Here is a 22,191-nt window from a genome sequence, read left to right on the forward strand (position 1 = left end):
CAGCAATGAGTACGCAGCAAGGGCTCACGCACATCGACGAGGTGGGCGCGGCCCGCATGGTCGACGTCTCGGACAAGGACGTCACCGCGCGCACCGCACGCGCCAGCGGGCGGGTCCTCGTCTCGCCTCGCGTCGTCGAACTGCTCAGGGGCGAGGGCGTCCCCAAGGGAGACGCCCTGGCCACCGCCCGTATCGCGGGCATCATGGGGGCCAAGCGCACCCCGGATCTGATTCCGCTCTGCCACCCCCTGGCGGTCTCCGGGGTGAAGCTCGACCTGACCGTCGCCGACGACGCGGTCGAGATCCTCGCCACCGTGCGGACGACCGACCGCACCGGTGTCGAGATGGAGGCGCTGACGGCCGTCACGGTTGCCGCGCTCACCGTGATCGACATGGTCAAGGCGGTCGACAAGGGCGCGGTCATCACCGACGTCCGGGTCGAGGAGAAGACGGGCGGCAAGTCCGGCACTTACCGCCGCCCGACGGCGGAAGGCGACGCGGCATGACGACGCCTGCCACCACCCCTCCCGTAGCCGGCACTCCATCCGTCGCGCCTGTCGCACCTGTCGCACCCACGGAGCCGGCACTGTCCGTGCTGCCTGACACGCTGCCCCAGTCCAGCGACCCGCATCCGTCACCGCACTCCGGCGCCCCGTACACCGCCCTCGTCGTGACGGCGTCGAACCGCGCGTCGGCCGGGGTCTACGAGGACCGGGGCGGGCCGCTCATCGCCGATGCGCTCGCCGGACTCGGCTTCACCGTCGAGGGACCGCAGGTCGTCCCGGACGGCGACCCGGTCGAGCAGGCGCTGCGCGCCGGGGTCTCCGCGGCGTACGACGTCATCGTCACCACCGGCGGTACGGGCATCTCGCCCACCGACCGCACCCCCGACGCGACCCTGCGCGTCCTCGACCGCGAGATCCCGGGCATCCCCGAGGCGATCCGCGCCGAAGGCCTGGCCAAGGTCCCGACCGCCGCCCTCTCACGGGGCGTCGCCGGTCTTGCGGGCACGACCCTCGTCGTCAATCTCCCCGGCTCCACCGGCGGGGTGCGCGACGGACTCGCCGTACTGGAACGGCTGCTGGTGCACGCCGTGGATCAGATCCGGGGCGGCGACCACCCCAGACTGCCGGGAGCATGAGCTGAACCTCTCACCGTGGCCCGTGGAACTGGCGGAAGGCCCTGTTGCCCTGCGCCCCATAAAACTGCGGGACCAGAAGACGTGGCGCGAGGTGAACCGGCGCAACCGCGACTGGCTGCGCCCCTGGGAGGCGACGGTACCGCCGCCTGCCCCCGGCGGTCCGGTCGCCCAGCGCCCCACCTACCGGCAGATGGTGCGCCACCTGCGTGCGGAGGCGAACGCCGGGCGGATGCTGCCGTTCGTGATCGAGTACCAGGGGCTGCTGGTCGGGCAGTTGACCGTCGCCGGGATCACCTGGGGTTCCATGTGCTCGGGGCATGTCGGTTACTGGGTCGACCGCGAGGTCGCCGGCCGGGGCGTCATGCCGACGGCGGTCGCGCTCGCTGTCGACCACTGTTTCCGTACGGTCGGGATGCACCGCATCGAGGTCTGTATTCGTCCGGAGAACGAACCGAGCCGGCGGGTCGTGGAGAAACTCGGATTCCGCGAGGAGGGGCTGCGGCCGCGATATCTGCACATCGACGGTGGCTGGCGTGATCATCTGGTCTTCGCGCTGACCGCCGACGAAGTCCCTGACGGCCTGCTCAGCAGGTGGCGCAGAGCACGTCCGGGGACCCCGCGGAAGCTCTCCTGAGACTGTCAGAAGACCCTATAAATAAAATACATGTTCGAAATTGGCGGCCAATCGGACGTGGTTCGGCAGTGAACACGCCCACATTCGGAGACTGTTGATCCGAACAATCACAAAAAAAGTTCGAGATATCAGCCGGATTGTGCGACACACCGGGCCAATTGGCAGATGGCCCCACGTGGACCCCTCTACGGTGTGAGGGTGAGCAGCAGTGGCCTCATCTACGCAGTCATCGTCGGGGCCTGGGCCGCCTACTTGGTGCCGATGTGGCTCCGCAGGCAGGACGAGCTGAACGAGGCCCGTCCGACGGAACGCTTCAGCACCGCCATCCGGCTGCTGTCCGGACGGGCGGGGATGGAGCGCCGGTACGCCAGGGAGCTGCAGGAACGCGCAGCGGGCGAGGGTGTTCCCGACGATGCGGTGCCGGACGGCACGACGGAATCCCGGAGTTCCGTCGACGTCCGGTCCTTCGCTGTGTCCTCGGCGGACCCGTCGGCTCCGGGGGACCCGGCCGAGCCGGCACCGGAGGGCGCCGCGGACCCGCACCAGGGCCCCGCGGCCCGCCGGGAGCGAACCGCACGGCGCGCCCGCAAGGCCGCGCCGGCCACCGGTCCCGCCGCCGAGCGCGCCCGGCGCCTGAAGGCGCTCGCGCGCCGCAGACGCACCACCGTGCTCCTCTTCGCGGCCTTCACCCTCGGCGCCGTCGTCGCCGCGGTCGGCGGCCTGGGCTTCCTGTGGGCGCCGGCCGTGCCCGCGCTGCTGCTGAGCACGTACATCGTGTACCTGCGGACGCAGGAGCGCCGCCGCTTCGCTTTCACCATGGACCGCCGCAGGGCGGAGGCCGCGGCGCAGCGGCTGCGCGAGAACCGCCCCCGCCGCCCCGGCCCCGGCGCGGCCGAGCAGCGCGCGGACACCGGCGCCCGCCGCCCCGAGCCGGAACCCGCACCGGTGGTCTCGGCGCAGGAGGCCGGCCGTCGCGCCCTGGTCGAGCAGACGGACCACGCCGAGTGGGTCGACCAGCAGCGCGAGCGCGGCCGGGGCCGCGGCGACAGCTGGGAGCCCGTCCCGGTGCCGCTCCCGACCTATGTGACCGCCCCGGTCGCACCGCGCGCGCCGGAGAACATCGACCTCGGCGCCCCCGACACGTGGAGCTCGGCCCGCTCGTCCAGCGTCGCCGAACCGGCATCGGACGACACCCCGGATCCGGCCCCCGCCCCGGACCGGCAGAGCCCGGCGTCCCGCCGCCCCCGCGAGCGCGGGCGCACACCGCTCTTCGATCAATACGAGGATGAGGACCGGCCGCGTGCGGCCAACGAATGACCGGCCGTGGCGGGCGTACGTGACCAGCGGGGGAGCGGATTTCCGAGCACCCCGGCAGGGGTGCTAAAGTTTCACTCGTTGCAAGGGCCTGTGGCGCAGTCTGGTAGCGCACCTCGTTCGCATCGAGGGGGTCTGGGGTTCAAATCCCCACAGGTCCACCGCAGGGCCGTTCACGGGTTTATCCCGAAACGGTTCACGAGATCCCGGTCAGACGGTCACCGTCTGACCGGGATCTCGTCGTTTGAGCTCCTGTTTGAGTGAAAGTCAGCCTGCCGGGCCGTCGGGAAGCGCGGCGGTCCGCGTCGGAACGGACCGGGGCGCGGGATGCGGACATGCCGCGGGGACCGCAGGCGTGGAGGCAGACTCCTGCGGTCTCGCGACGTGTCGATCTTCAATTACCCGGAACGTGCCCGCCCGGGGGCTACGGCTCAGTCGTTGAGTGTGTCCATACGGGTGAGTGCGTACGCCTCGATCTCGCGCAGCCGCTCTCGGAGCGGGATGCTTTCGCGCTCGTTCTTGGCGCTGCGGATCTGCGAGTACAGGTCGGGCAGACGGCGTGGCGTGAGGGGGCAGAAGAGTCGGCCAACTTTCGTGATCGCGCCCTGGTGATGGCCTTCCGCCCTGGCGGAGTTGACCTGGGGACCAGTGAAGTCGAGCACGGGCATGTAGCCGAGGGCACGCATCGGCCGGTGGAAGTTCTCGGGGAGGAGTTTGGTGCAGGCGCGGTCGGCCGCCGTGAAGCCACGGAGCTCGTGAGCTGTGCCGGCACGGCGCTGACGTGGTGGGCGTGGCGGCCCATGTCCTTCTCCGGTGTGTGGAGCACCATGCCGAGGATCAGCTGAGGGTAGCCGCCGGCTCGGTCCGGACGGCCAGGGCCCAGCGCTCGCCATCGGGACCACCAGTGGCCCAAGCCCCCACCAGGGATTCCTCCTCGGTGGCGCCGATCGCTCCCGGGGCCACGAGAGCGGGGTTACTGAAACGTCCGACGGCGTGCAGCATGAGCCGCCGGTGGCGGTGCACGTCGCGGCCCATTCCGGCGAGGGCCGAGACCGCGTCGTCGAGGGGATCGTCCTGAACGACGCCGCTCGCCACAGAAAGCACGTTCTCTGGAGCCACGGTGAGCCCGAGGGCTCGGATGGGGCGGGGGGAATGGCCTGCCCCCGCCTGGATTGGCGTGGGCATTGTCTGCAACACCCGCCGGCGGGCCGGTAAGCGCCCCGTCAGCCCTCAGGAGGGGGGAGGTCTTCGACGGCCGAGCCGAAGGGGCATTCAGTGCCGCGGTGCCGAGTTCAGGACATCGCGCTTTGCCAGCGTCTCCACTCCGGTTCCCGTGAGCGTGACCTTGCCGGAGTGAACGGTGTCCAGTTGCTCGACCTGCTTCCCGCGCGCTGCGGCGCGCGACTCTACCCGGTGACGCCGGTCACTCAACTTGACTGCCTACCAACTAGAAGGTAGCTTTGTCGCGTGACTACCACAGCGGATCGGATCCTGGACAGCGCTCAGGCGCTGGTGCAGGTTCGGGGGTACAACGGCTTCTCCTACGCCGACATCAGTGCCGAGCTGTCCATCACGAAGCCGAGCATCCACCACCACTTCCCCACCAAGGCCGCGCTGGCCGAGGCGCTGATCGCGCGGTATCGGGAACGGTTCGCCGTAGAGCGAAAGGAAGTCGACGACGATGCGGCGGGCGCGCGGCAGCGCCTGGTGGGTTATGCCGGGCTGTACGCCGAGACCTTCGCCCAAGGTGGCCGCATCTGCCTCTGTGGCGTCTTCGCCGTGGATGCGGAGAGTCTGCCCGTTCAGGTACGGCAGGCGACGGACGCGTTCTTCGCCGATCAGCGGCAATGGGTGGCCGGCGTGTTGGCCGAGGCGGGCATGCCCGCCGCCCGGACCGGTGCGGCGGGCGAAGCTTTCCTTGCGTCCCTGGAGGGGGCGCTGCTCCTGGCCCGCGCTCACGGGCAGCCGGACGGCGCCGCCGCACAGAATCGGGATGTGGTCCGGTCGGTGGCGGCGACCTTGGTCGACGCCCTGCTCTGAAAACGCACCACCCAAAGCCACCACCCAAAGCCACCGCGCGTGGCACCGCGGCGCCTTTGTGCATGACCAATCAACCATCCAACTAGTAGGTAGCCAGATGAGGAGAACCACCATGGGACAGGACTTCACCGGTCGCAAGCTCGTCGTAGTCGGCGGTAGCAGCGGCATGGGCCGTCAGATCGCCGAGGACGTCGTCAGCCGCGGCGGCAGCGCGGTCGTCATCGGCTCCCGCCGTGAACGGGTCGAGACGACCGTGGCCGACCTGGCCACCCGCGGACAGGCGTGGGGCATCACCGCCGACCTCCGCGATCCCGCTGAGGTGACGCGGGTGCGCGAGGAACTGGCCGGCCAGCACGCTGACACGACGTTGCTGGTCAACGCGGCAGGCGTGTTCAGGCCGCTGCCGTTCCTCGAACACACCCCGGCCGACTACGACGCCTACCTGGACCTGAACAAGGCCACCTTCCTGATCACCCAGACCGTGGCGCAGGGCATGGTGAACACCGGCCGCGGTGGCGCCATCGTCAACATCGGCAGCATGTGGGCGAAGCAGGCCATCGCCGCGACCCCGTCATCGGCGTACTCGATGGCCAAGGCCGGCCTGCACGCCCTGACTCAGCACCTCGCCCTGGAACTGGCCGCCCACAAGATCCGGGTCAACGCCATCTCCCCGGCCGTGGTAGCCACCCCCATCTACGAGGGCTTCATCTCACCGGCTGAGGTCGACACCGTCCTGGCGGGATTCAACGACTTCCACCCGATCGGCCGGATCGGCACCACCGAGGACGTCTCCGCCGTGGTCACCTTCCTCCTCTCCGACCAGGCAGGGTGGGTCACCGGCGCGATCTGGGACGTCGACGGCGGTGTCATCGCAGGCCGAAACCAGTAACCTCCGAGGCACTGCCAGGGCTGTACGGGTTTCACGGTTCGGAGCCCGTACAGGCCCTCGCCCCCCCTGGGTGCTCAGCAGTTCGCCCATCACAAGGCACAACTGCGGATACCCACCGGTTCGAGACCAGCCGAACGTCCGCTCATGCCGCATACCGGTGGTTCGGGAACGCGGCTGCGGCCAATGAACAGCGTGATAACCCGTTCCGCTTCTGCGCGAGTGCCGGTGGTCCCGCGACTGGCAACACGGTGGTCCCTCGGCAAATGGCAAACGACAGCCTCCGAGGTGGTTGACCGCGGTTCGACGGGGAGCGATCACTCGTCGCACGGGGATGGTTGGCGAAGTCCCGTCCGATCTGCTGATCGGGCGGGACTTCGTCGTTTCTGCGCGGTTTTCACGCCGGCCGGTCCCGCGCGATGGGGCCGGCCGGCGTGTGATCACCGCCGGGCCCGCAGGCTCACTCGAAAGCGGCCGCGGCCTCCTTCAGTGCGGCGGTCACCGCCTCCGGGGAGTCCGGCCCCGGGTCCCCGGGGCGGTACGTGACCGACCGCAGCCGACCGCTGTGGCGGAAGGAGCCGTGGCGTTCGTACAGCGGCCAGGAGACCGGGGACTTGCGGTCGATGCCTACGCTGATCCCCTGGAACGGGGCCATGCCGATGAGCTGGTGGACGCTGGGCGGCGCGGCCCGGACCTCGCCGTCGACGGTCACTGTGAACGCCCAGCGCAGCCCCGGCTCGGCCGTGGCGGTGAGCGTGATCAGCTGCGCTCCCGGCGCCGATGGGCCGGCGTCGGTCTCGTGGAGCACGCCGTACTCGTTGTAGGCGAAGTGGAGCCGGCCGTTCTCCACGTACAGGCTGTAGCCGCCGCCCTGGTCTCCGTGGGAAACCAGCACCCCTTCCCCCGCGTAGTCGAGGGCGACGGCGATCTCGAAGGAGCGCAGTGCGATCAGGCGGGACGAGCGGTAGCGCTCCAGTTCCGGGGTGCCAGGCAGCAGCGTCAGCGGGCGGGACAGCCTGCGTTCGGCCGGGTTGCGGCGGGCGAGGGCGCCGCTGCCGTCGGGCAGGGGGAAGACGCCGTTGCGCCGGGCCGCGGACTCCCACGCCGCCGACAGTTCCTTGACGAGGCCGGGCCGGTCGGATGCCAGGTCGTGGATCTCGGTCGGGTCGGCCCCGATGTCGTACAGCGCCCATTCGGCGTCGTCGTAGGGCGTGCCGGGCCTGTGCAGGGTGACGAGTTTGTGGCCGTCGCTGTAGTAGCTGCGGTTGCCGGTCATCTCGCAGTACTGCTCGGGGTGGGTGGACCGGTGTTCCGCGTCGGCGATCACGGGGGTGAAGCTGACCCCGTCCGGCTCCTGGACGGCTACGCCGCGCCGCTCGGCCGGGCGGTCGACACCGGCCAGGCGCAGCAGGGTGGGCGCGACGTCGGTGACGTACTGGTACTGGGTGCGCAGGCCGGGGGCGAGCTGTCCCTCGCGGGCTCCTCTCGGCCAGGACAGCACGAAGGGCACGCGCACCCCGCCTGCGTAGGTGTGCCCCTTGTAGAGACGGAAAGGGGTGTTGGACGCCATGCCCCAGCCGCGCGGGTAGTGCACGAGGCTGCGCGGGCCGCCGATGAGTGCCGGGTCGCGATCGACGTCCGGGGTCCAGTCGCCGGGGAGCGCGGGGTGGTGCACGAAGCGGCTGAAGTAGGAGCGGGTGCCCTCGGCGCCGCCCTCGCCGGTGCCGCCGTTGTCGGAGGTGAAGACGATGATGGTGTTGTCGAGCTCCCCGAGGGCGTCGAGGGTCTCGGTGAGCCGGCCCAGGTTCTGGTCGATGTTGTCGACGAGGGCTGCGTACACCTCCATGTACCGGGCGTACAGCTGCTGTTGCTCCTCGGTGAGGTCGGCCCAGGCGGGGACATCGAGTCCGGCCTCGGCGTTGCGCTCGGGCAGTTCGGTGCCGGGCGGGAAGAGGCCGCCGGCGAGCTGGGCGGCGAAGCGCCGCTCGCGCAGGACGTCCCAGCCCTCGTCGTAACGGCCCCGGTGGCGGGCGATGTCCTCCTCCTTGGCCTGGAGCGGGCCGTGGACGGCGTTGTGCGCCAGGTAGAGGAGAAACGGCTTGTCGGGGTCGTGGGCGCGCAGTGACTTCACCATGGAGATGGCCTCGTCGGTGATGTCGTCCGTGTAGTAGTAGCCGTCGGGGAACTCGTCGATGTCCAGCGGGCTGTTGTCGCGGACCAGTTGGTGGGGGTGGAAGAGGCTGGTGAGGCCCTCCAGCACGCCGTAGTACTGGTCGAAGCCCTTGCGCAGCGGCCAGTTGGCCCGGTCGTCGGCCGCGTTGGAGGCCGAGTCGCGCACCAGATGCCATTTGCCGACGGCGTACGTGGCGTAGCCCGCGTCGTGGAGCAGTTCGGCGAGGGTGGGGATGTCGTCGGCGATCTCCATGCCGTAGCCGGGGAAGCCTGGGTCCGAGTTGGCGACCATGGCGTAGCCGACACGGTGCGGGTTGAGTCCGGTGAGCAGCGCCGCACGGGCCGGTGAACAGAGCGGCATCGTGTGGTAGTTGGTGAGCTGTACGCCCTCATCGGCCAGGGCCGTGAGGACGGGCGTGGCGATCTCGGAGCCGAACGGGCCGATGTCGCTGTAGCCCATGTCGTCGACGAGGACGACCACGATGTTCGGGGCCTTCTCCGGCGGTGCGGCGCGCGCGGGCCAGGCGGGCTCCGACTCGGCGAAGGTGCGGCCTATCCGGCCCGGGAAGCCGTCGTACGGGTCGCGTCGGGCGCTGGTGGTCATGGGCGTGGGGCTCCGTCATCGTGAGGAGGGGAGGGGTGTGCCGCGGCGGCGGTGCGGTGGGCGGGTCGGGGCCGGGGCCGGTGGTGGACCGGAGCGGCTACCGGCAGCGGCGCCTCACGCGGGCACCTCCTTCCGCTGCGGCCGGGGCGGCTGGGGCACCGGTTCGGGCGCCGCCGCCAGCAGGGCGCGTGTGTACGGGTCCCGGGGGTGCTCGCAGACTTCGTCCGCGCTGCCGCTCTCCACGATCCGGCCCTGGTGCATCACCGCGATGCGGTGGCTGACCTGCCGGACCACCGCGAGGTCGTGCGCGATGAACACCAGGGCGAGACCCAGGTCGCGCTGCAGGTCGGTGAGGAGGCCGACGATCTGCGCCTGGACCGAGACATCGAGCGCGGAGACGGGTTCGTCGCAGATCAGGACCGACGGTTGCGGAGCGAGCGCACGGGCGATGCCGATGCGCTGGCGCTGTCCGCCGGAGAAGGAGCGGGGGTACCGGTCGGCGACCGCCGGGTCGAGGCCCGCCCTGCGCAGCAGTCCAGCGACCCGCCGCTCCCGCTCGTCCCGGTCTCCGGCGCCGAAGGCGACCAGGGGCTCGGCGACGATCTGCCCCACCGTCATCCGGGGGTTGAGCGAGGCGTACGGGTCCTGGAAGACCATCTGGACCTGTCGGCGCACCGCGTGCAGTTCGCGGCGGGACGGCCGGGTGACGTCCGCACCGCGCAGCCGCAGCGAGCCGCCGTCCGCGGGGTGGGCGTGTGCGAGGACCCGGGCCAGAGTGGACTTGCCGGAGCCGGACTCGCCGACGATGCCGAGGGTCTCCCCGGCGGCCAGGGTCAGGGACACCCCGTCGAGCGCGGTGAAGCGCCGCCCCCGGGCTCCGCGCCCCTTGTACGTCTTGCGCAGGCCTTCCGCCTCCAGAACGGTCGCCCCGGGTGCTGCGCGGTCGATGGGGGCGGGCGTGACCGGCGGCCGGGTGCGTCCCGCGGCGGGCGGGCAGGCGGCCCGTACCCCGTCTCCGAGCAGTGTGAGCGCCGGTGTCTCCTTGCGGCAGCGGTCCTCGGCGAACGAGCAGCGGTCGGCGAAGGCGCAGCCGTCACCGAGCAGGGTCAGGTCGGGCGGGCTGCCGGGGATTCCGGTGAGCCGGGTGCCCGAGGGGGAGGAGAGCCGGGGGACCGCGGCGAGCAGGCCCGCAGTGTACGGGTGGCGGGGACGGGTGAGCACTTGGGCGGTGGGGCCGTCCTCGACGACGGTGCCGCCGTACATGACGAGGACACGTGCGCAGGCGCGGGCGACGACGCCCATGTTGTGCGTGATGAGGACCAGGGCGGTGCCGGTCTCCCGGTTGAGGTCGGCGAGCAGGGTGAGGATCTGGTCCTGGACGGTGGCGTCGAGCGCGGTCGTCGGTTCGTCGGCGAGGAGGATGTCGGGCTCGCCGGCCAGCGCCATCGCGATCAGGATGCGCTGGCGCTGGCCTCCGGAGAACTGGTGCGGGTGGTCGTCCGCGCGGCGGTGCGGGTCGGGGATGCCGACCCGGTCGAGGAGCTCGACGGTGCGTGCGCGGCGGGCGGCCCGGTCGTGGTTGCCGTGGGCGCGGAGCACCTCGTCGAGGTGGCGGCCCGCCGTCAGGACCGGGTTCAGGGCCGTCATCGGGTCCTGGAAGATCATGCCGATACGGGCGCCGCGCACCCGGCGCAGCTCATCCTGGCCCGCTGCCGCCAGGTCCTGGCCGTCGAGGCGGACGGAGCCGGTGGTGATGAGGCCGGTGCCGGGCAGCATCCGCGTCAGGGCGAGCGCGGTGGTGGACTTGCCGGAGCCCGACTCGCCGACGATTGCCAGCGTCTCGCCGCGGCCGAGGGTGAACGAGACGTCCCGTACGGCGCGCAGGGCCTTGCCATCGGGGGTGGTGAACTCGACGCCGAGGTCATCGACCTGCAGCAGTTCCGGGTCGGTCATCGGCGTATCTCCCGGTTGAGCGCCTCGGCGACGAGCGAGAGCCCGAGGACGAGCGCGGTCACGGCGATCAGGGGCCCGGCCGCGAAGTTGGGGGCCTGGGCGAGGTAGGGCATGGACTGGCTCAGCACGGCTCCGAGCGTGGGTTGCGGTGGGCGTACGCCCACACCGAGGAAGCTCATCGCCCCCTCGATGAAGACGGCGACGCTCAGCGACACGGCGATCTGGACGATGAGCGGGTCGGCGGCGTTGGGCAGGATGTGCCGCATCAGCACCCGGCGGCCCGAACTGCCGCCGACCCGGGCGGCCGTCACGTACTCCCGTTCCCGCTGGACGAGGATGCCGCCGCGCAGCAGCCTTCCGAAGGCCGGGACCTCGGCGAGCGCGATGACGAGGATGACGGGGAGCCTGCCGGGGCCGAGGATCGCGGTGATGGCGAGTGCCAGGATCAGACCGGGAAACGCGAGGACGAGGTCGAAGACGCGCTGGACGACGGTGTCGGCGACCGGGTGCGCAGCGGCCACGAGTGCGAACAGGCAGCCGAGGACGGCGCCCCCTGGAACCGCGAGCGCGATGATGCCCAGGTCGGCGCGGATGCCGTACAGGACCCGGCTGAGCAGGTCGCGGCCGAGGTCGTCGGTGCCCAGCGGATGCCCCGGGGTGCCGAGGGCGGCGAGGCTCTGACCGCTCTGGTCGGTGGGCCCGTGTCCGGCGAGGACCGGTGCGAGCAGCCCGGCGATGATCACCGCGCCGACCAGCACCAGACCGGTGCGGGCGCGTGCGGTGGACAGCGCGCTGCGGTAGGGGTGGCGGTTGCGTGCCGTGCGGCGCGGCTTTCGGGGCGCGGCCGGTGGCGGCGCGCCGCCGGGGGTGAGGGCGGTGAGATCGGCGGTCGTGGTCATGGCTGTTACTCCCACCTGATCCGGGGGTCGACCCAGGCGTACACGACGTCGGTGAGTAGCTGGACGAGGACGAAAACGGCGACCAGGAGGAGCAGGAGGTCCTGCACGACCGGGTAGTCGCGGAGGGTGAGGCCCTGCTGGGCGAGCCGGCCGAGGCCCGGCCAGGCGAAGATCGCCTCGACGAGTACGGCCCCGCCGAGCAGTTGCCCGGTCTGCATGCCCAGCAGGGTGACGACGGGGGGCAGGGCGTTCGGCAGGGCGTGGCGCCACAGCAGCCGGCGCGGTGCCACACCGGCGGCGGTGGCGGTGCGCACGAAGTCCTCGGCGAGCGCGCGCTCGATGCCGTCCTTGAGGTACCGGCCGAGGACGGCCGCGCTGGGCAGCGCCAGGCAGAGCGCGGGCAGCAGCAGGTACTGCGCGGCGAGGTCGGGCGCGGTGAGGAAGGACACCCGGCCGCCCGGAGGCAGTACGGGCAACACCACGGCGAAGACCCACACGAGCAGGACCCCGCTGACGAACGGCGGCACGGCGAGGGCCGCGGTCGTGGTCACCCGGATCGCGCTGCGGACCCACCGGCTGCGGGCGGTGGCCCCGAGCACCCCGAAGGCCGTACCCAGGACGACGACGAACAGCAGTGCTCCCAGGGTGAGTTCGGCGGTGGCGCCGAGGCCGTTCCCGATCAGGTCGGCGGTCTGCCCGCCCACGGCGTACGAGGGCCCGAGGTCTCCCCTGATGAGGGAGCCGATCCAGTGCGTGTACTGGGACAGCAGCGGTGCGTCGAGGCCGAGCCGGTCCCGGATCGCGGCGACGGTCGCCGCGTCCGCGTCGGGTCCGGCGAGCGTGGTCGCGGGGTCGCCGGGGACGAGCCGCAGGATGGTGAAGATCAGGAACGAGGCGGCGACCAGGACGAGGAGGGCGGACGGCAGCCGCCGGAGCAGGTAGCTGCGCATGTCAGACCAGGTAGGCGTGGTCGAGGCTGAGGTACGAGAACTTGTTCAGGGTGGCGCCGTGCAGTCCTCGGGCGGCGACCTGGACCTGGCCGCGGACGACGAGGTCGATGATGAACGCCTCGTCGAGCAGGATTCCGGAGATCTCGTCGTGCAGGGTGTTGGCCCGCGCCGCACTCGACTCGGGCTCGGTCCATGCCTCCCGCACGACCTGTGTGTAGTGGGCGGAGCGGTACTTGGAGGTGTTCTTGGCCTCGTTGAAGGGATAGGCGCTCACGGCGAGGGTGGAGGGCTGTACCTGGGCGAAACCGTGGCTCATGGTCCACAGGGCCGGCATGCCCTGGGAGATCAGTTTCTTCTGCGCGGTCGCCGAGTCGGTGGGCTGGAGGGTGACGTCGATGCCCACCTGTTTCAGGTCGTACTGAAGGGCTTCGGCGACCGCCGTGTCGCTGGGCAGCGCGATGTGCAGCAGGTCGAGCGCGAGTCTGCTGTGGCCGGCGGACTTCAGCAGCTCACGGGCTCTGCCCGGGTCGTGGGTGTAGTGGGTGCGGTGCGCCTCGGTGAAGGCCGGCGATGACTTGGGCCACGGGGCCGCGGAGGCGAGGCCGTACCCTCCGAGCACCTGGCCGAGGAGCCGTTCGCGGTCCACGGACCAGGCGATGGCCTGGCGGACGGTCCGGTCGTTCAGCGGGGCGACCGTGGTGTTGGCGCCCAGGTAGACGGCGCCTGCGCCGGTGTCGTACGCGGTGATGCCGAGGTCCGGTGTGGTCTTGACGAGGCCGAGGCTCTTGCCGGGGACGTCGAAGGAGAGCTGGGACTGGCCGGAGCGCAGGGACGAGATCAGTGCGTCGGCCTGGGGTATCACCCGTATCTCGACTCTGTCGAGGTAGGGGCGGCCCGGCAGCCAGTAGCCTTCGTGCCGCGTCAGGCTCAGCCCGGAGCCGGGGCTCCACTTCTTCAGTGCGAACGGGCCGGTACCGATCAGCTTCCTGCCGGTGACGGCGGAGCCGACCGAGGCCGGATCCGTGATGATCATGAACTCGAAGAGGTCGAAGAGATTGTTCACGCGGTGGGCGAGCTTGAGCACGAGCTCGTGCTCCCCGCGCTTCTCGAAGCCGGTGACCGTAGCCGCGGTGGAGCGCAACTGGGCCGCCCGCACCGGGTTCTGGAGGTTCTTCACCGCGAAGATGACATCGTCGGCGGTGAACGTCCGGCCGTTGTGGAACGTGACGCCCTCACGCAGTCTGAGCGTGATGCTGCGCCCGTCCTTCGCGTACGACCAGGAGGTGGCGAGCTCGGGCTGCGGGCTGAGCCGGTCGTCGTACCGGGTCAGGGTGTTGTAGATCAGCCGGTGCTGCAGGGACTGGTTGCTCTGGGAGAAGAGCAGGCCAGGCGTGAAGTCGCTGTTGACGGCGATGTTGAGGGTGCCACCGCGCCTGGGGGCCGCGCCGGCGCTCTTCGACCCGGACGAGGCGTCCGAGACCGCCGACCGGCAGCCCGCCAGGCCCAGCACCGTCATCAGGGCGCCGCCGCCCGCGGCGGACAACGTCGTACGGCGGGACAGCCCGGTGGGCGTGGAGGGGTGGAGCTCGGTCATCGAAACCTGCCTGTGACGGTGAGGGACGGTGAGAGTGGCGGTCCGGTGGTGCGGGTGCGCTCGGACATTGCTTCCGCTGCGGTACGAATGAGGGCGCGCGCGGAGAACGGTGCGGGGTCGAGCACGGGAGACGTACCGAGTCAGTGCGGATGAGCCTGACCGCGAAGGGAGTTGGCGACCCGTGCAGGGGAGACGGCGGCACGGCGGAACGGGCCGTACCGGACTGGAACGTGAAACGGGCGCCGGGCCAGGGCCGGTCGGGAGCGGGCCCGCGGGTGCCGGGTCGGCTGCCGGCTACGGGTGTCCGGGCCGGGCCTTCGGGGGAACGTCCGGGTCAGCCGCGGACGGCACAGACCGCGCTGGCCTGTCGGCAGAGGTCGACGTGCCTGCGGGAGACGAGGCGCATGTCCGGGTTCACGGGAGCAATATGACAGTGGCTTCGCCGGGCGGTCAACACGTTCCGTCCGGATCCTGATACCGGGGCCGCCGTCTGCTCCGGCTGCCGGGCTAGCCGTCGAATGCCGTCAGAGGGTTCCTGAACAGCGGGTTCAACAGGATCGTCCCCGCTGCCACGGACAGGGCCGCCGTTCCGGCATGCGGGCTCACGATCCGCCCGGGATCACCGCAGACGTGGGACTGGTCGACGGCCGCGCCCCGGATCTCCTCCAGGTACTCCGGATTGACCAGGCTGGAGTGTTCCGTGACCACGATCAGATCCGGATTGAGGACATCGAGCAGCAGGGCCGCCGCACGGCCCACCGCGCGGGCCCGCTCCCGCAGCAGCCGGTCCGCACGGCGGTCACCGGCCGCAGCCGCGTCCACCACCAGGAACACGTCCGGCTCGGGAACGATGCCGCGCCGTACGGCGGTCAGCGCGACAGCGGTGTTGGAGGCCGTCGCCTCCAGACACCCGGACCGCCCGCAGGAGCACGGGACCGTGGAGTCGGGTACGGGCAGATGCGCCACGTCACCCGCACCGGAACCGGGACCCTGGTGGACCACCCCCGCGATGCCGAGGGCCGCGTCGACCACGTTGCCGACGAAGAGATGCACCAGGCTCCGGCGCGCGGCCGGCCGGCCGAAGAGGATCTCGGACTGTGCGATGGCGCGGGCGTGATTGTCGATCCGTACCTGAAGTCCGCCCAGACCGGAGGTGAGTTCGGCGGCGAGCGGCCGTTGCTGCCAGCCCAGCGCGTCGTGCCGCACGACCGTTCCGGGGCCGGGGTCCACCCACCCTCCGAGCGCCGCGCCCACCCCGAGCAGGCGCCGGCCGTGACCGGTGTCGGCGAGGAACGCGCGCAGCCCGCGGATGATGCTGTGCGGCAGGTCGGCGGGGGCGATGCCGTCGTGCGGGAGCCTGCGGCTGTCCAGCAGCCGGCCGCGCAGATCCAGCAGGCCGAACGTCGAGGCGGGCACACCGATGTGCACACCGCCCGCCACCGGGCCAGTGGTCTCGCCGGTGTGCAGGTCCACCGGGATCTGAGGTCTGCCGACACCGCTGCTCACCGTCAGATCGGGCAACTCCCTCACCAGGCCGATGCGTACGAGGTCGGTGCACTGACGTGAGACGGCGGCCGGGCTGAGACCGGAGCGTTCGGCGATCGTCCTCCGGGCGACGGGCCCGTGATCGAGCACGGTGCGCAGCACCGATGCGGCATTGGCCTCGCGCCGGCCGTCACCGGTCGTCCGGGAGGCCCGGGAACTGACTGTCATGGGATGTTCCTTCGCTCCTGCGGCGCCGGGGCGGTCGCAACATTACGGCGGCATGAAATCGCACCCGCCTCCTCACGCGGTGCCGGGACAGGGTGCGCGTCCCTCCCCCGAACTGGTGAGAACCCGCTGTTCAGAAGTGATTTCACGGGGTGCGGGCGGGAGATCCGCAGGCCCCGCGCAAGCGCCGATTCAACCACCACGGGGCACCCCCGGCGGCGGGGAGGCTCTTGACGCGGGCCGACAGGCGCTGGAAACCTCCGGGGCATGTTCGCGATGGCCGTTCCCGAGGCGGGGCCCACCGGCACAGCCGGCACAGCCCGCGCCGCCCGTGCCGCGGCGCCGGTGGCGTGTCCCGGCTCCTGTACCGCCGCCTGACCGCACAACGCCCCGGCCTCACCGCCCCGTGGACCGGTCGCCCGTCGCCGACGACTCGCCGCCACATCACCTCCTCGCACGGCCACCGCCACCTCTTCGCAGGGCACACCGCCTCCGCTCCGACCCGGCACCGTTGCCCGCCCTCATTAATTCCTCTCCGAGATTAATCGCCCGATGGTCTCGGCTTCCGAAGGGAACACCTCATGTCCTCGGCAACCACAGCCCCCGCTTCGACCGTCACCGTACGGAAACTCGGCGGCCGTATCGGCGCCGTCATCTCCGGCGTACGCCTCGGAGGCGGCCTCGACCCTGCGACCGTCACCGCAGTCCGGGACGCCCTGCTGGCCAACAAGGTCGTCTTCTTCCGCGGCCAGGACCACCTGGACGAGGACAGCCACGAGGCGTTCGGCCGGCTGCTGGGCACACCGGTCGCTCACCCCACCGTCCCGTCCGCCGACGGCCGTTACTCGCTCGGCATCGACTCCGACCACGGCGGCCGGGCCAACCAGTGGCACACCGACGTCACCTTCGTACCCGCCTACCCGGCCTTCTCGATCCTGCGCGCCGTCGTCATACCGCCGTACGGCGGCAACACCCTGTGGGCCAACACCGCTGCGGCCTACGCCGGGCTCCCCGAGCCGCTGCGCGCGCTCGCCGACGCGCTGCGCGCGGTCCACTCCAACGACTACGACTACGTGGCCCTGCGGCCCAACGCCCGGCCGGAGGCGCTCGCCCAGTACCAGAAGGTGTTCACCTCGACGAAGTTCCTCACCGAGCACCCGGTGGTGCGTGTCCACCCCGAGACCGGCGAACGCGTGCTGCTCCTGGGCAACTTCGTCCAGCGCATCAGCGGCCTGACCGGACGTGACTCGCGGGCGCTCCTCGACGTCTTCCAGTCGCACATCGAGCGCCCCGAGAACACCGTGCGCTGGCAGTGGCAGACCGGCGACGTCGCCATCTGGGACAACCGCGCCACCCAGCACTACGGCGTCGACGACTCCGACGACCACGAGCGCAAGCTCCGCCGCGTCACCATCGACGGCGACGTCCCGGTCGGTGTCGACGGCCGCGCCTCCACCCTCATCAGCCCCGAGGAGATACCGGCCCCCGCCTTCGGTATCCCCTCCGGAGCCTCGGACGCCCGGGTGGCAGAGCAGGCCGGAGTGTGAGCGGGTCCGCCTCGCAGAACGACGCGGCCGTCCCAGCGGACGGGGGCGCCCCGGTGCCCGCCGCCGGGGCGCCCCCGCAGGTGATCGTGGTGCTCACGGACCAGCAGCGCTGGGACACGGCCGGGGTGCACGGCAACCGTGCGGGAGTGACGCCGGAATTCGACCGCATCGCCCGCGAGGGCACCCTGTTCGAGCAGGCGATCACCCCCAACCCGGTCTGCGCGCCCGCGCGTTCGGCCCTGCAGACCGGCCGCTACCCCACAGCCGCCGGGGTGTTCCGCAACGGGCTGCCGCTCCCGCAGGACATCCCCACGCTCGCCGGCGCCTTCGCCGGGGCCGGGTACACGACCGGGTACATCGGCAAATGGCACCTGGCGGGCGAGGACTGCCCCGATGGCCCCGTGCCGCCCGGACGGCGCGGCGGCTACCAGAAGTGGCTCGCGTCGGACCGGCTCGAATTCACATCGGACGCCTACCGCACGGTGGTCCACGACGAGGAGGGCGAGGCGGTCCGGCTGCCCGGCTACCGCTCGGACGCGCTGATCGACGCGGCCATCCGGTTCGTCGCCGACCATCACGACCGCCCGTACCTGCTGTTTCTCTCCCTGCTGGAACCGCACCACCAGAACCCCACCGACGACTACCCGGCCCCCGCCGGCTATCGCGAGCGGTACGAGGGCAGCTGGCTCCCACCGGACCTGGCGGCACTGGGACCGGGCGCACCGCAAGGGGGCGCACACCGCCACATCGCCGGGTACCTCGGCCAGATCAAGCGGGTCGACGAAGGGGTGGGAAGACTGCGCGACGCGCTGCGCAGCCTCGGCACCGAGGACAGCACGGTGCTGGCCTGGACCGCCGATCACGGGTCCCACTTCCGTACCCGCAACAGTGAGTACAAGCGCTCCGCCCACGAGGCGTCGGTCCGTGTACCGCTCGCGCTGACCGGCCCCGGATTCACCGGCGGCGGGCTCGTGCGGCAACCGGTCGGGACGGTGGACCTGATGCCGACGCTGCTGGCCGCGGCGGGCATCGGCGTACCGGACGGCGTGCAGGGGCGCTCCCTGCTGCCGCTGACCGGCGGCGGCCGCGATCCCGGCAGGCCGGACTCCGTCTTCGTGCAGATCAGCGAGGACCGGGTGGGCCGGGCGGTGCGCACATCGCGCTGGAAGTACGCGGTGGAGGCGCCTGGCGCGGATGCCTGGAACGAGCCCGCAGCGGACCGCTACACGGAGACCGAGCTGTACGACCTGGCGGCCGACCCGTACGAGCTGGAGAACCTGGCCGGATTCGACTCGCACCGGTCGGTCGCGGACGGGCTGCGGGACACGCTCCTCGCGTGGCTGGAGCGCATCGAGGATGTGAAGCCCGTGATCGAACGGGCCGCACCGCGTCCCGCCGGACAGCGCCGCGCGGAGTCGTTCCCGGCGGAAGTCCCCTGGGAGGGGGTGCGGTTCGGGCACCGGCCCGGACGATGAGGGGCGCCGCGCGAGCGGGAGGTGTGCGGGCCGCGGCCCCGTGGGACCGGGCTCCCGTAAGGGTCCCTTGCACTGCGCCCGTCCAAGGTCATCGGATGCTCATAGTGCAAGGGCCCCTGAGAGCACGGTAATTCTGCGGACGGGGGCGGCCGGATGGAGTCGGCCGCCCCCGCGCACCGGCTACCCGCCGAAGGTCTTCTCCGGCGGATGAGTCGACAGCGCCGCCTGATTGAAGGTGACGGCCACTTTGTGCCCCCGCAACCGGGAAGCGTGCTGGTCGATCTTCCAGCCGTCGATCCGTACGCCGATCTCCTGGTGGCGACGGACTTGCTCACCGTCCAGCTGCACGCGGGCGGTACCGGACTCGCCGCCCGCCAGATTCAGGTAGTTGTCGTCGAACGTGGCCGGCAGGACGCGTTCGCCGGTCCGGGTGTCGTACACCTGCAGGTGCAGCATCAGTGCCACGGCGGTGCCGGTGTTCTCGACCTCCACCGTCAGCCCGACGCCGTCCCGCCCGTGCCGCGCGCGGGCCACGACGGAGACGGCGGCCGCGGGCGCGTCGTCCAGGCTCACGAATCCCGCGGCCCGCGCCGGATTCTCGGCCCAGTAGAAGTTGCGGACCGGTTCAGCACCGTGCGAGCTCTTGAACGACAGCCGGACGAAGGCGACGTCGGACGGCGCGCCCTTCAGCTGGGGGGCGATGTTGCCGACCACGGTGTGGTCGGACGCCGCCGCCCCGTCGACACGCAGGGAAGTGGCGGCGAACTCCGCCCCGTTCAGGTCGTGGAGCGTGACGGATACGGTGCCCCGCACCGCCCCTCGGGTGTGGTTGGCCACCACCACGTCGAGTGTCTGGCTGTTGAGAATCACGTTGACCCGTCGGCAGGCGTGCTGGACCGCGTAGAACGACGAATGCGCCTCCAGGTCGTGGCTGTACATCTGCCAGACGAAGCTGGGCTGCGCGGGATTGGTCATCCACATGATCACGCCGGTACGCGGGTACGGCTTGCCCTGCGCGGCACTCTGCATGTTCGCGGCGTGCGCCTCGTAGATCGCCTTGATGCACTCGTAGTTCATCAGCTGGGACTTGCGGGCGAAGTCCGGGAGGTTCTGCGGTTCGCCGTAGCGCTCCGCGGTGAGCTTGAGATATCCCGCGCCGCCGCCGTTGCCCCCGTTGCCGTTGACGTCACGGTCGGCCCAGAAGTCGTCCGGGTGCTCCCACGAGGCCTCGGGGAGCATCTTCTTGATGAATTCGAGCGTCGGGATCGAGTACGAGCCGACCTCGTTGTGGAACGGAGGCCAGTGCGTGCCGTCGTTGAGGGAGAAGTGGGTGCCCGGCGTGACCCAGTGGTACGGCCCGCCCGAGCTGTACCCGCCGATCGGGTCCTTGCCGGTGTCGCCGGCCGAGCTGGTCAGCGCGGCGCGTTTGGGGTCCAGCTCCGCGACCAGCGCGTTCAGGCCGTCGATGAGCGGCTGCGGGGGCGGGCCCTCGTTGCCGCCGCACCAGAGCAGGACCGACGGGTGGTTGCGGAACCGCACGATGCAGTCGCGGATGTTGTCCAGGTCCCGGGTGACGTTCGCCGGCGGTGGGCCTTCGGTCGAGCAGAAGAAGTCCTGCCAGACGAGGATGCCGTACTCGTCGCATGCGTCGAAGAAGTCCTCGGTGCTGCTCTGGCCGTTCCAGTTCCGGATCAGGTTGAGGTTGGCGTCGCGGTGCAACCGCAGCTGCGCGCGCAGCCGTTCGCGCGGAATGCGCTTGAGTGCCTCGTCCAGGCCCCAGTTGCCGCCCATCACCAGGATCGGCTGGTTGTTGACGGTGATCGCCAGGCAGTCGGCCGGGTCGCCGGACGGTGACTGGATCGGCTTGGTGTACTCGATCCGCCGGACGCCGAAGTCCACCGTCCGCTCGTCGTGGACCTGGCCGCCGGACTCGACACCGATCGTCAGCCGATAGCGGTGGGCGTCGCCGTAGCCGTTGGGCCACCACAGCTTCGGGCGGTTCAGCCGCAGGCAGTCGATGTCATCCGGCGTCACCGTGACCGAGGATGAGCCGGCCGGCACGGTGACGGTCCGTTCGAACTCGTGGCCATCGAGGGATCCCCGCACCGTCACGGCGCTGGGCTTGCCGAGCGCGCTGTCGAGGCCCAGGTCGATCGCGATGTCGGCCGTACGAAGATCGGCGGAGAGCGTCGGATCGACGCGGACGTCGGTCAGCCTGACCGGCCCGGTGGTGTACCAGGTGACCGGCTGCCAGATGCCGAGGTCGCGGTCGGGGATGGTGGGCAGCCAGTCCCAGCCCGCCGTGCAGAAGAGCGTCGGCCCGTTCTTCAGGGTGATCCCGGTCTTGCCGCCGTTGCGCCCGCCGCGGGTCACACCGCTGGCGTAGCTCGGCAGCGCCGGGGGATCGGCGTAGTCCAGCTTGCCGACCAGCACCGCGAGATGAGCCGTGCCGTCCGCTTTCGCGATGATGTCCGTGACGTCGAAGACACCGCGTTTGAAGGCGCCCTCGATGGTGCCCACCTCGGCGCCGTTGAGCCAGATGTTCCCCAGATAGTTGATGCCCTCGAAGTGCAGCCAGAACCGCTGGCCGGGGATCAGCCGGGGCACGGGGAAAGCGACCCGGTACCAGTAGCCGGTGTCTTTGAGGGTGTCCGGGACGGTGTCGGTCACGATGTGGCCGTACAGCGGATCGGGGTACTCGCCGTTGGCGATCATGCTTGTGAGCGGTGTCCCCGGCACGACGGCCGGCTTCATACCGGCGACGTGCCGTGCGCCGGCCTGCGCTTCGCCGGGCACCGTGGTGCTGTCGGCCGCCATGAACGTCCAGCCGCCGGTGATCTCGTGGCTGTCGGTGTGGAGGGGACGGGCACTGTCGGTTCCGCCCGTCGCCGCCGCGGCGAGGCCGGGCATTGCGAGCGCGCCGAGAACACCACCACCGGCGACGGCGATTCCACTGGACAGGAAACGCCTGCGATTCAACTGGGTCACGTCGCTCCCGATACACGCTTGACAACGTTGTCAGACCTGTCGGTTCAATGATCGGTAGGCTCCGGCTCCTTTGTCAAGAGGTCTCCGGGGTCTCCGCGATTCGAAGAATCCTGTCGGGTGGGACGAGCCCTGAAGCCTGAAGAGCCCGCCTGCGCAAGGGACTTGAGGGCAACCCGAAGGAACGGGGCGCGGCGGGCGCCGACCGGGTGCGTCGACCGTACGGCCTCCGGCTACCGTCCCGACTACCTTGTAGGGCACGCGATTCGAACACCCGAGGAGCACAC

Annotated in this window: 18 protein-coding genes and 1 tRNA gene; 9 read left to right on the plus strand and 10 right to left on the minus strand. The window is 71.0% G+C overall.

The features are described from left to right. The first annotated feature begins 5 nt into the window (after positions 1–5). The 5 genes from moaC (at position 6) to OG584_RS20900 (ending at position 3,250) form a co-directional block, all read left to right on the plus strand. Complete coding sequence (gene moaC / locus OG584_RS20880) at positions 6–506, plus strand: cyclic pyranopterin monophosphate synthase MoaC (protein ID WP_405779934.1); 501 nt, start codon at positions 6–8, stop codon at positions 504–506. Between the two features lie 86 nt (positions 507–592). Further along, positions 593–1,141: a molybdenum cofactor biosynthesis protein B gene (locus OG584_RS20885; RefSeq protein WP_405779936.1), complete on the plus strand. Its 549-nt coding sequence runs from the start codon at positions 593–595 to the stop codon at positions 1,139–1,141. A gap of 22 nt (positions 1,142–1,163) precedes the next feature. Continuing rightward, positions 1,164–1,775, plus strand: a complete 612-nt coding sequence (locus tag OG584_RS20890) for a GNAT family N-acetyltransferase (RefSeq protein ID WP_405779938.1) — start codon at positions 1,164–1,166, stop codon at positions 1,773–1,775. Between the two features lie 198 nt (positions 1,776–1,973). Then, positions 1,974–3,092: a gephyrin-like molybdotransferase receptor GlpR gene (gene glpR, locus OG584_RS20895; RefSeq protein ID WP_405779940.1), complete on the plus strand. Its 1,119-nt coding sequence runs from the start codon at positions 1,974–1,976 to the stop codon at positions 3,090–3,092. A gap of 84 nt (positions 3,093–3,176) precedes the next feature. Further along, positions 3,177–3,250 (plus strand) — tRNA-Ala (locus tag OG584_RS20900). 270 nt (positions 3,251–3,520) lie between these two features. On the opposite strand, the gene OG584_RS20905 is transcribed toward OG584_RS20900, so the two are convergent. Both OG584_RS20905 and OG584_RS20910 read right to left on the minus strand, forming a co-directional pair. Beyond that, complete coding sequence (locus OG584_RS20905) at positions 3,521–3,757, minus strand: hypothetical protein (protein ID WP_405779942.1); 237 nt, start codon at positions 3,755–3,757, stop codon at positions 3,521–3,523. A gap of 169 nt (positions 3,758–3,926) precedes the next feature. Continuing rightward, the gene (locus tag OG584_RS20910; protein ID WP_405779944.1) at positions 3,927–4,184 is read right to left on the minus strand and encodes a hypothetical protein; all 258 of its coding nucleotides are present in this window, start codon (positions 4,182–4,184) and stop codon (positions 3,927–3,929) included. 372 nt (positions 4,185–4,556) lie between these two features. On the opposite strand from OG584_RS20910, the gene OG584_RS20915 reads away from it, so the two are divergent. Both OG584_RS20915 and OG584_RS20920 read left to right on the plus strand, forming a co-directional pair. Beyond that, complete coding sequence (locus OG584_RS20915; protein ID WP_405779945.1) at positions 4,557–5,129, plus strand: TetR/AcrR family transcriptional regulator; 573 nt, start codon at positions 4,557–4,559, stop codon at positions 5,127–5,129. Between the two features lie 112 nt (positions 5,130–5,241). Then, a complete protein-coding gene (locus tag OG584_RS20920) occupies positions 5,242–6,018 on the plus strand; it encodes an SDR family NAD(P)-dependent oxidoreductase (RefSeq protein WP_405779947.1) in 777 nt (258 codons plus the stop codon). Positions 6,019–6,475: 457 nt separating this feature from the next. On the opposite strand, the gene OG584_RS20925 is transcribed toward OG584_RS20920, so the two are convergent. The 7 genes from OG584_RS20925 to OG584_RS20955 form a co-directional block, all read right to left on the minus strand. Beyond that, on the minus strand, positions 6,476–8,791 hold the full coding sequence (locus tag OG584_RS20925; protein ID WP_405779948.1) for an arylsulfatase: 2,316 nt from the start codon (positions 8,789–8,791) through the stop codon (positions 6,476–6,478). Between the two features lie 114 nt (positions 8,792–8,905). Then, positions 8,906–10,744 carry a dipeptide ABC transporter ATP-binding protein gene (locus tag OG584_RS20930; protein WP_405779950.1) on the minus strand — a complete coding sequence of 613 codons (1,839 nt, stop codon included), beginning with the start codon at positions 10,742–10,744 and terminating at the stop codon, positions 8,906–8,908. Then, positions 10,741–11,643 (minus strand): ABC transporter permease, encoded by a 903-nt coding sequence (locus OG584_RS20935; RefSeq protein ID WP_405779952.1) that lies wholly within the window; start codon positions 11,641–11,643, stop codon positions 10,741–10,743. The genes OG584_RS20930 and OG584_RS20935 overlap by 4 nt, the downstream gene beginning before the upstream one ends. A 5-nt stretch (positions 11,644–11,648) precedes the next feature. After that, the gene (locus OG584_RS20940; protein WP_405779954.1) at positions 11,649–12,593 is read right to left on the minus strand and encodes an ABC transporter permease; all 945 of its coding nucleotides are present in this window, start codon (positions 12,591–12,593) and stop codon (positions 11,649–11,651) included. Position 12,594: 1 nt separating this feature from the next. After that, positions 12,595–14,187 (minus strand): ABC transporter substrate-binding protein, encoded by a 1,593-nt coding sequence (locus OG584_RS20945; protein ID WP_405779956.1) that lies wholly within the window; start codon positions 14,185–14,187, stop codon positions 12,595–12,597. Between the two features lie 334 nt (positions 14,188–14,521). Further along, the gene (locus OG584_RS20950; RefSeq protein WP_405784200.1) at positions 14,522–14,593 is read right to left on the minus strand and encodes a putative leader peptide; all 72 of its coding nucleotides are present in this window, start codon (positions 14,591–14,593) and stop codon (positions 14,522–14,524) included. A 101-nt stretch (positions 14,594–14,694) separates the two neighbouring features. Further along, entirely contained in the window at positions 14,695–15,900 is a 1,206-nt protein-coding gene (locus OG584_RS20955) for an ROK family protein (RefSeq protein WP_405779958.1), read from the minus strand. Between the two features lie 578 nt (positions 15,901–16,478). Here OG584_RS20955 and OG584_RS20960 point away from each other — a divergent pair. Both OG584_RS20960 and OG584_RS20965 read left to right on the plus strand, forming a co-directional pair. Beyond that, positions 16,479–17,444 (plus strand): TauD/TfdA dioxygenase family protein, encoded by a 966-nt coding sequence (locus OG584_RS20960; RefSeq protein WP_405779960.1) that lies wholly within the window; start codon positions 16,479–16,481, stop codon positions 17,442–17,444. Further along, positions 17,441–18,919, plus strand: coding sequence for a sulfatase-like hydrolase/transferase (locus OG584_RS20965; protein ID WP_405779962.1), 1,479 nt, complete (start codon positions 17,441–17,443; stop codon positions 18,917–18,919). Before OG584_RS20960 ends, OG584_RS20965 begins: the two co-directional genes overlap by 4 nt. Before the next feature lie 180 nt (positions 18,920–19,099). On the opposite strand, the gene OG584_RS20970 is transcribed toward OG584_RS20965, so the two are convergent. Beyond that, a complete protein-coding gene (locus tag OG584_RS20970; RefSeq protein WP_405779964.1) occupies positions 19,100–21,907 on the minus strand; it encodes a glycosyl hydrolase 2 galactose-binding domain-containing protein in 2,808 nt (935 codons plus the stop codon). Positions 21,908–22,191 lie beyond the last annotated feature (284 nt).

Source organism: Streptomyces sp. NBC_00859 (genome assembly GCF_045161865.1).
Taxonomy (GTDB): Bacteria; Actinomycetota; Actinomycetes; order Streptomycetales; family Streptomycetaceae; genus Streptomyces.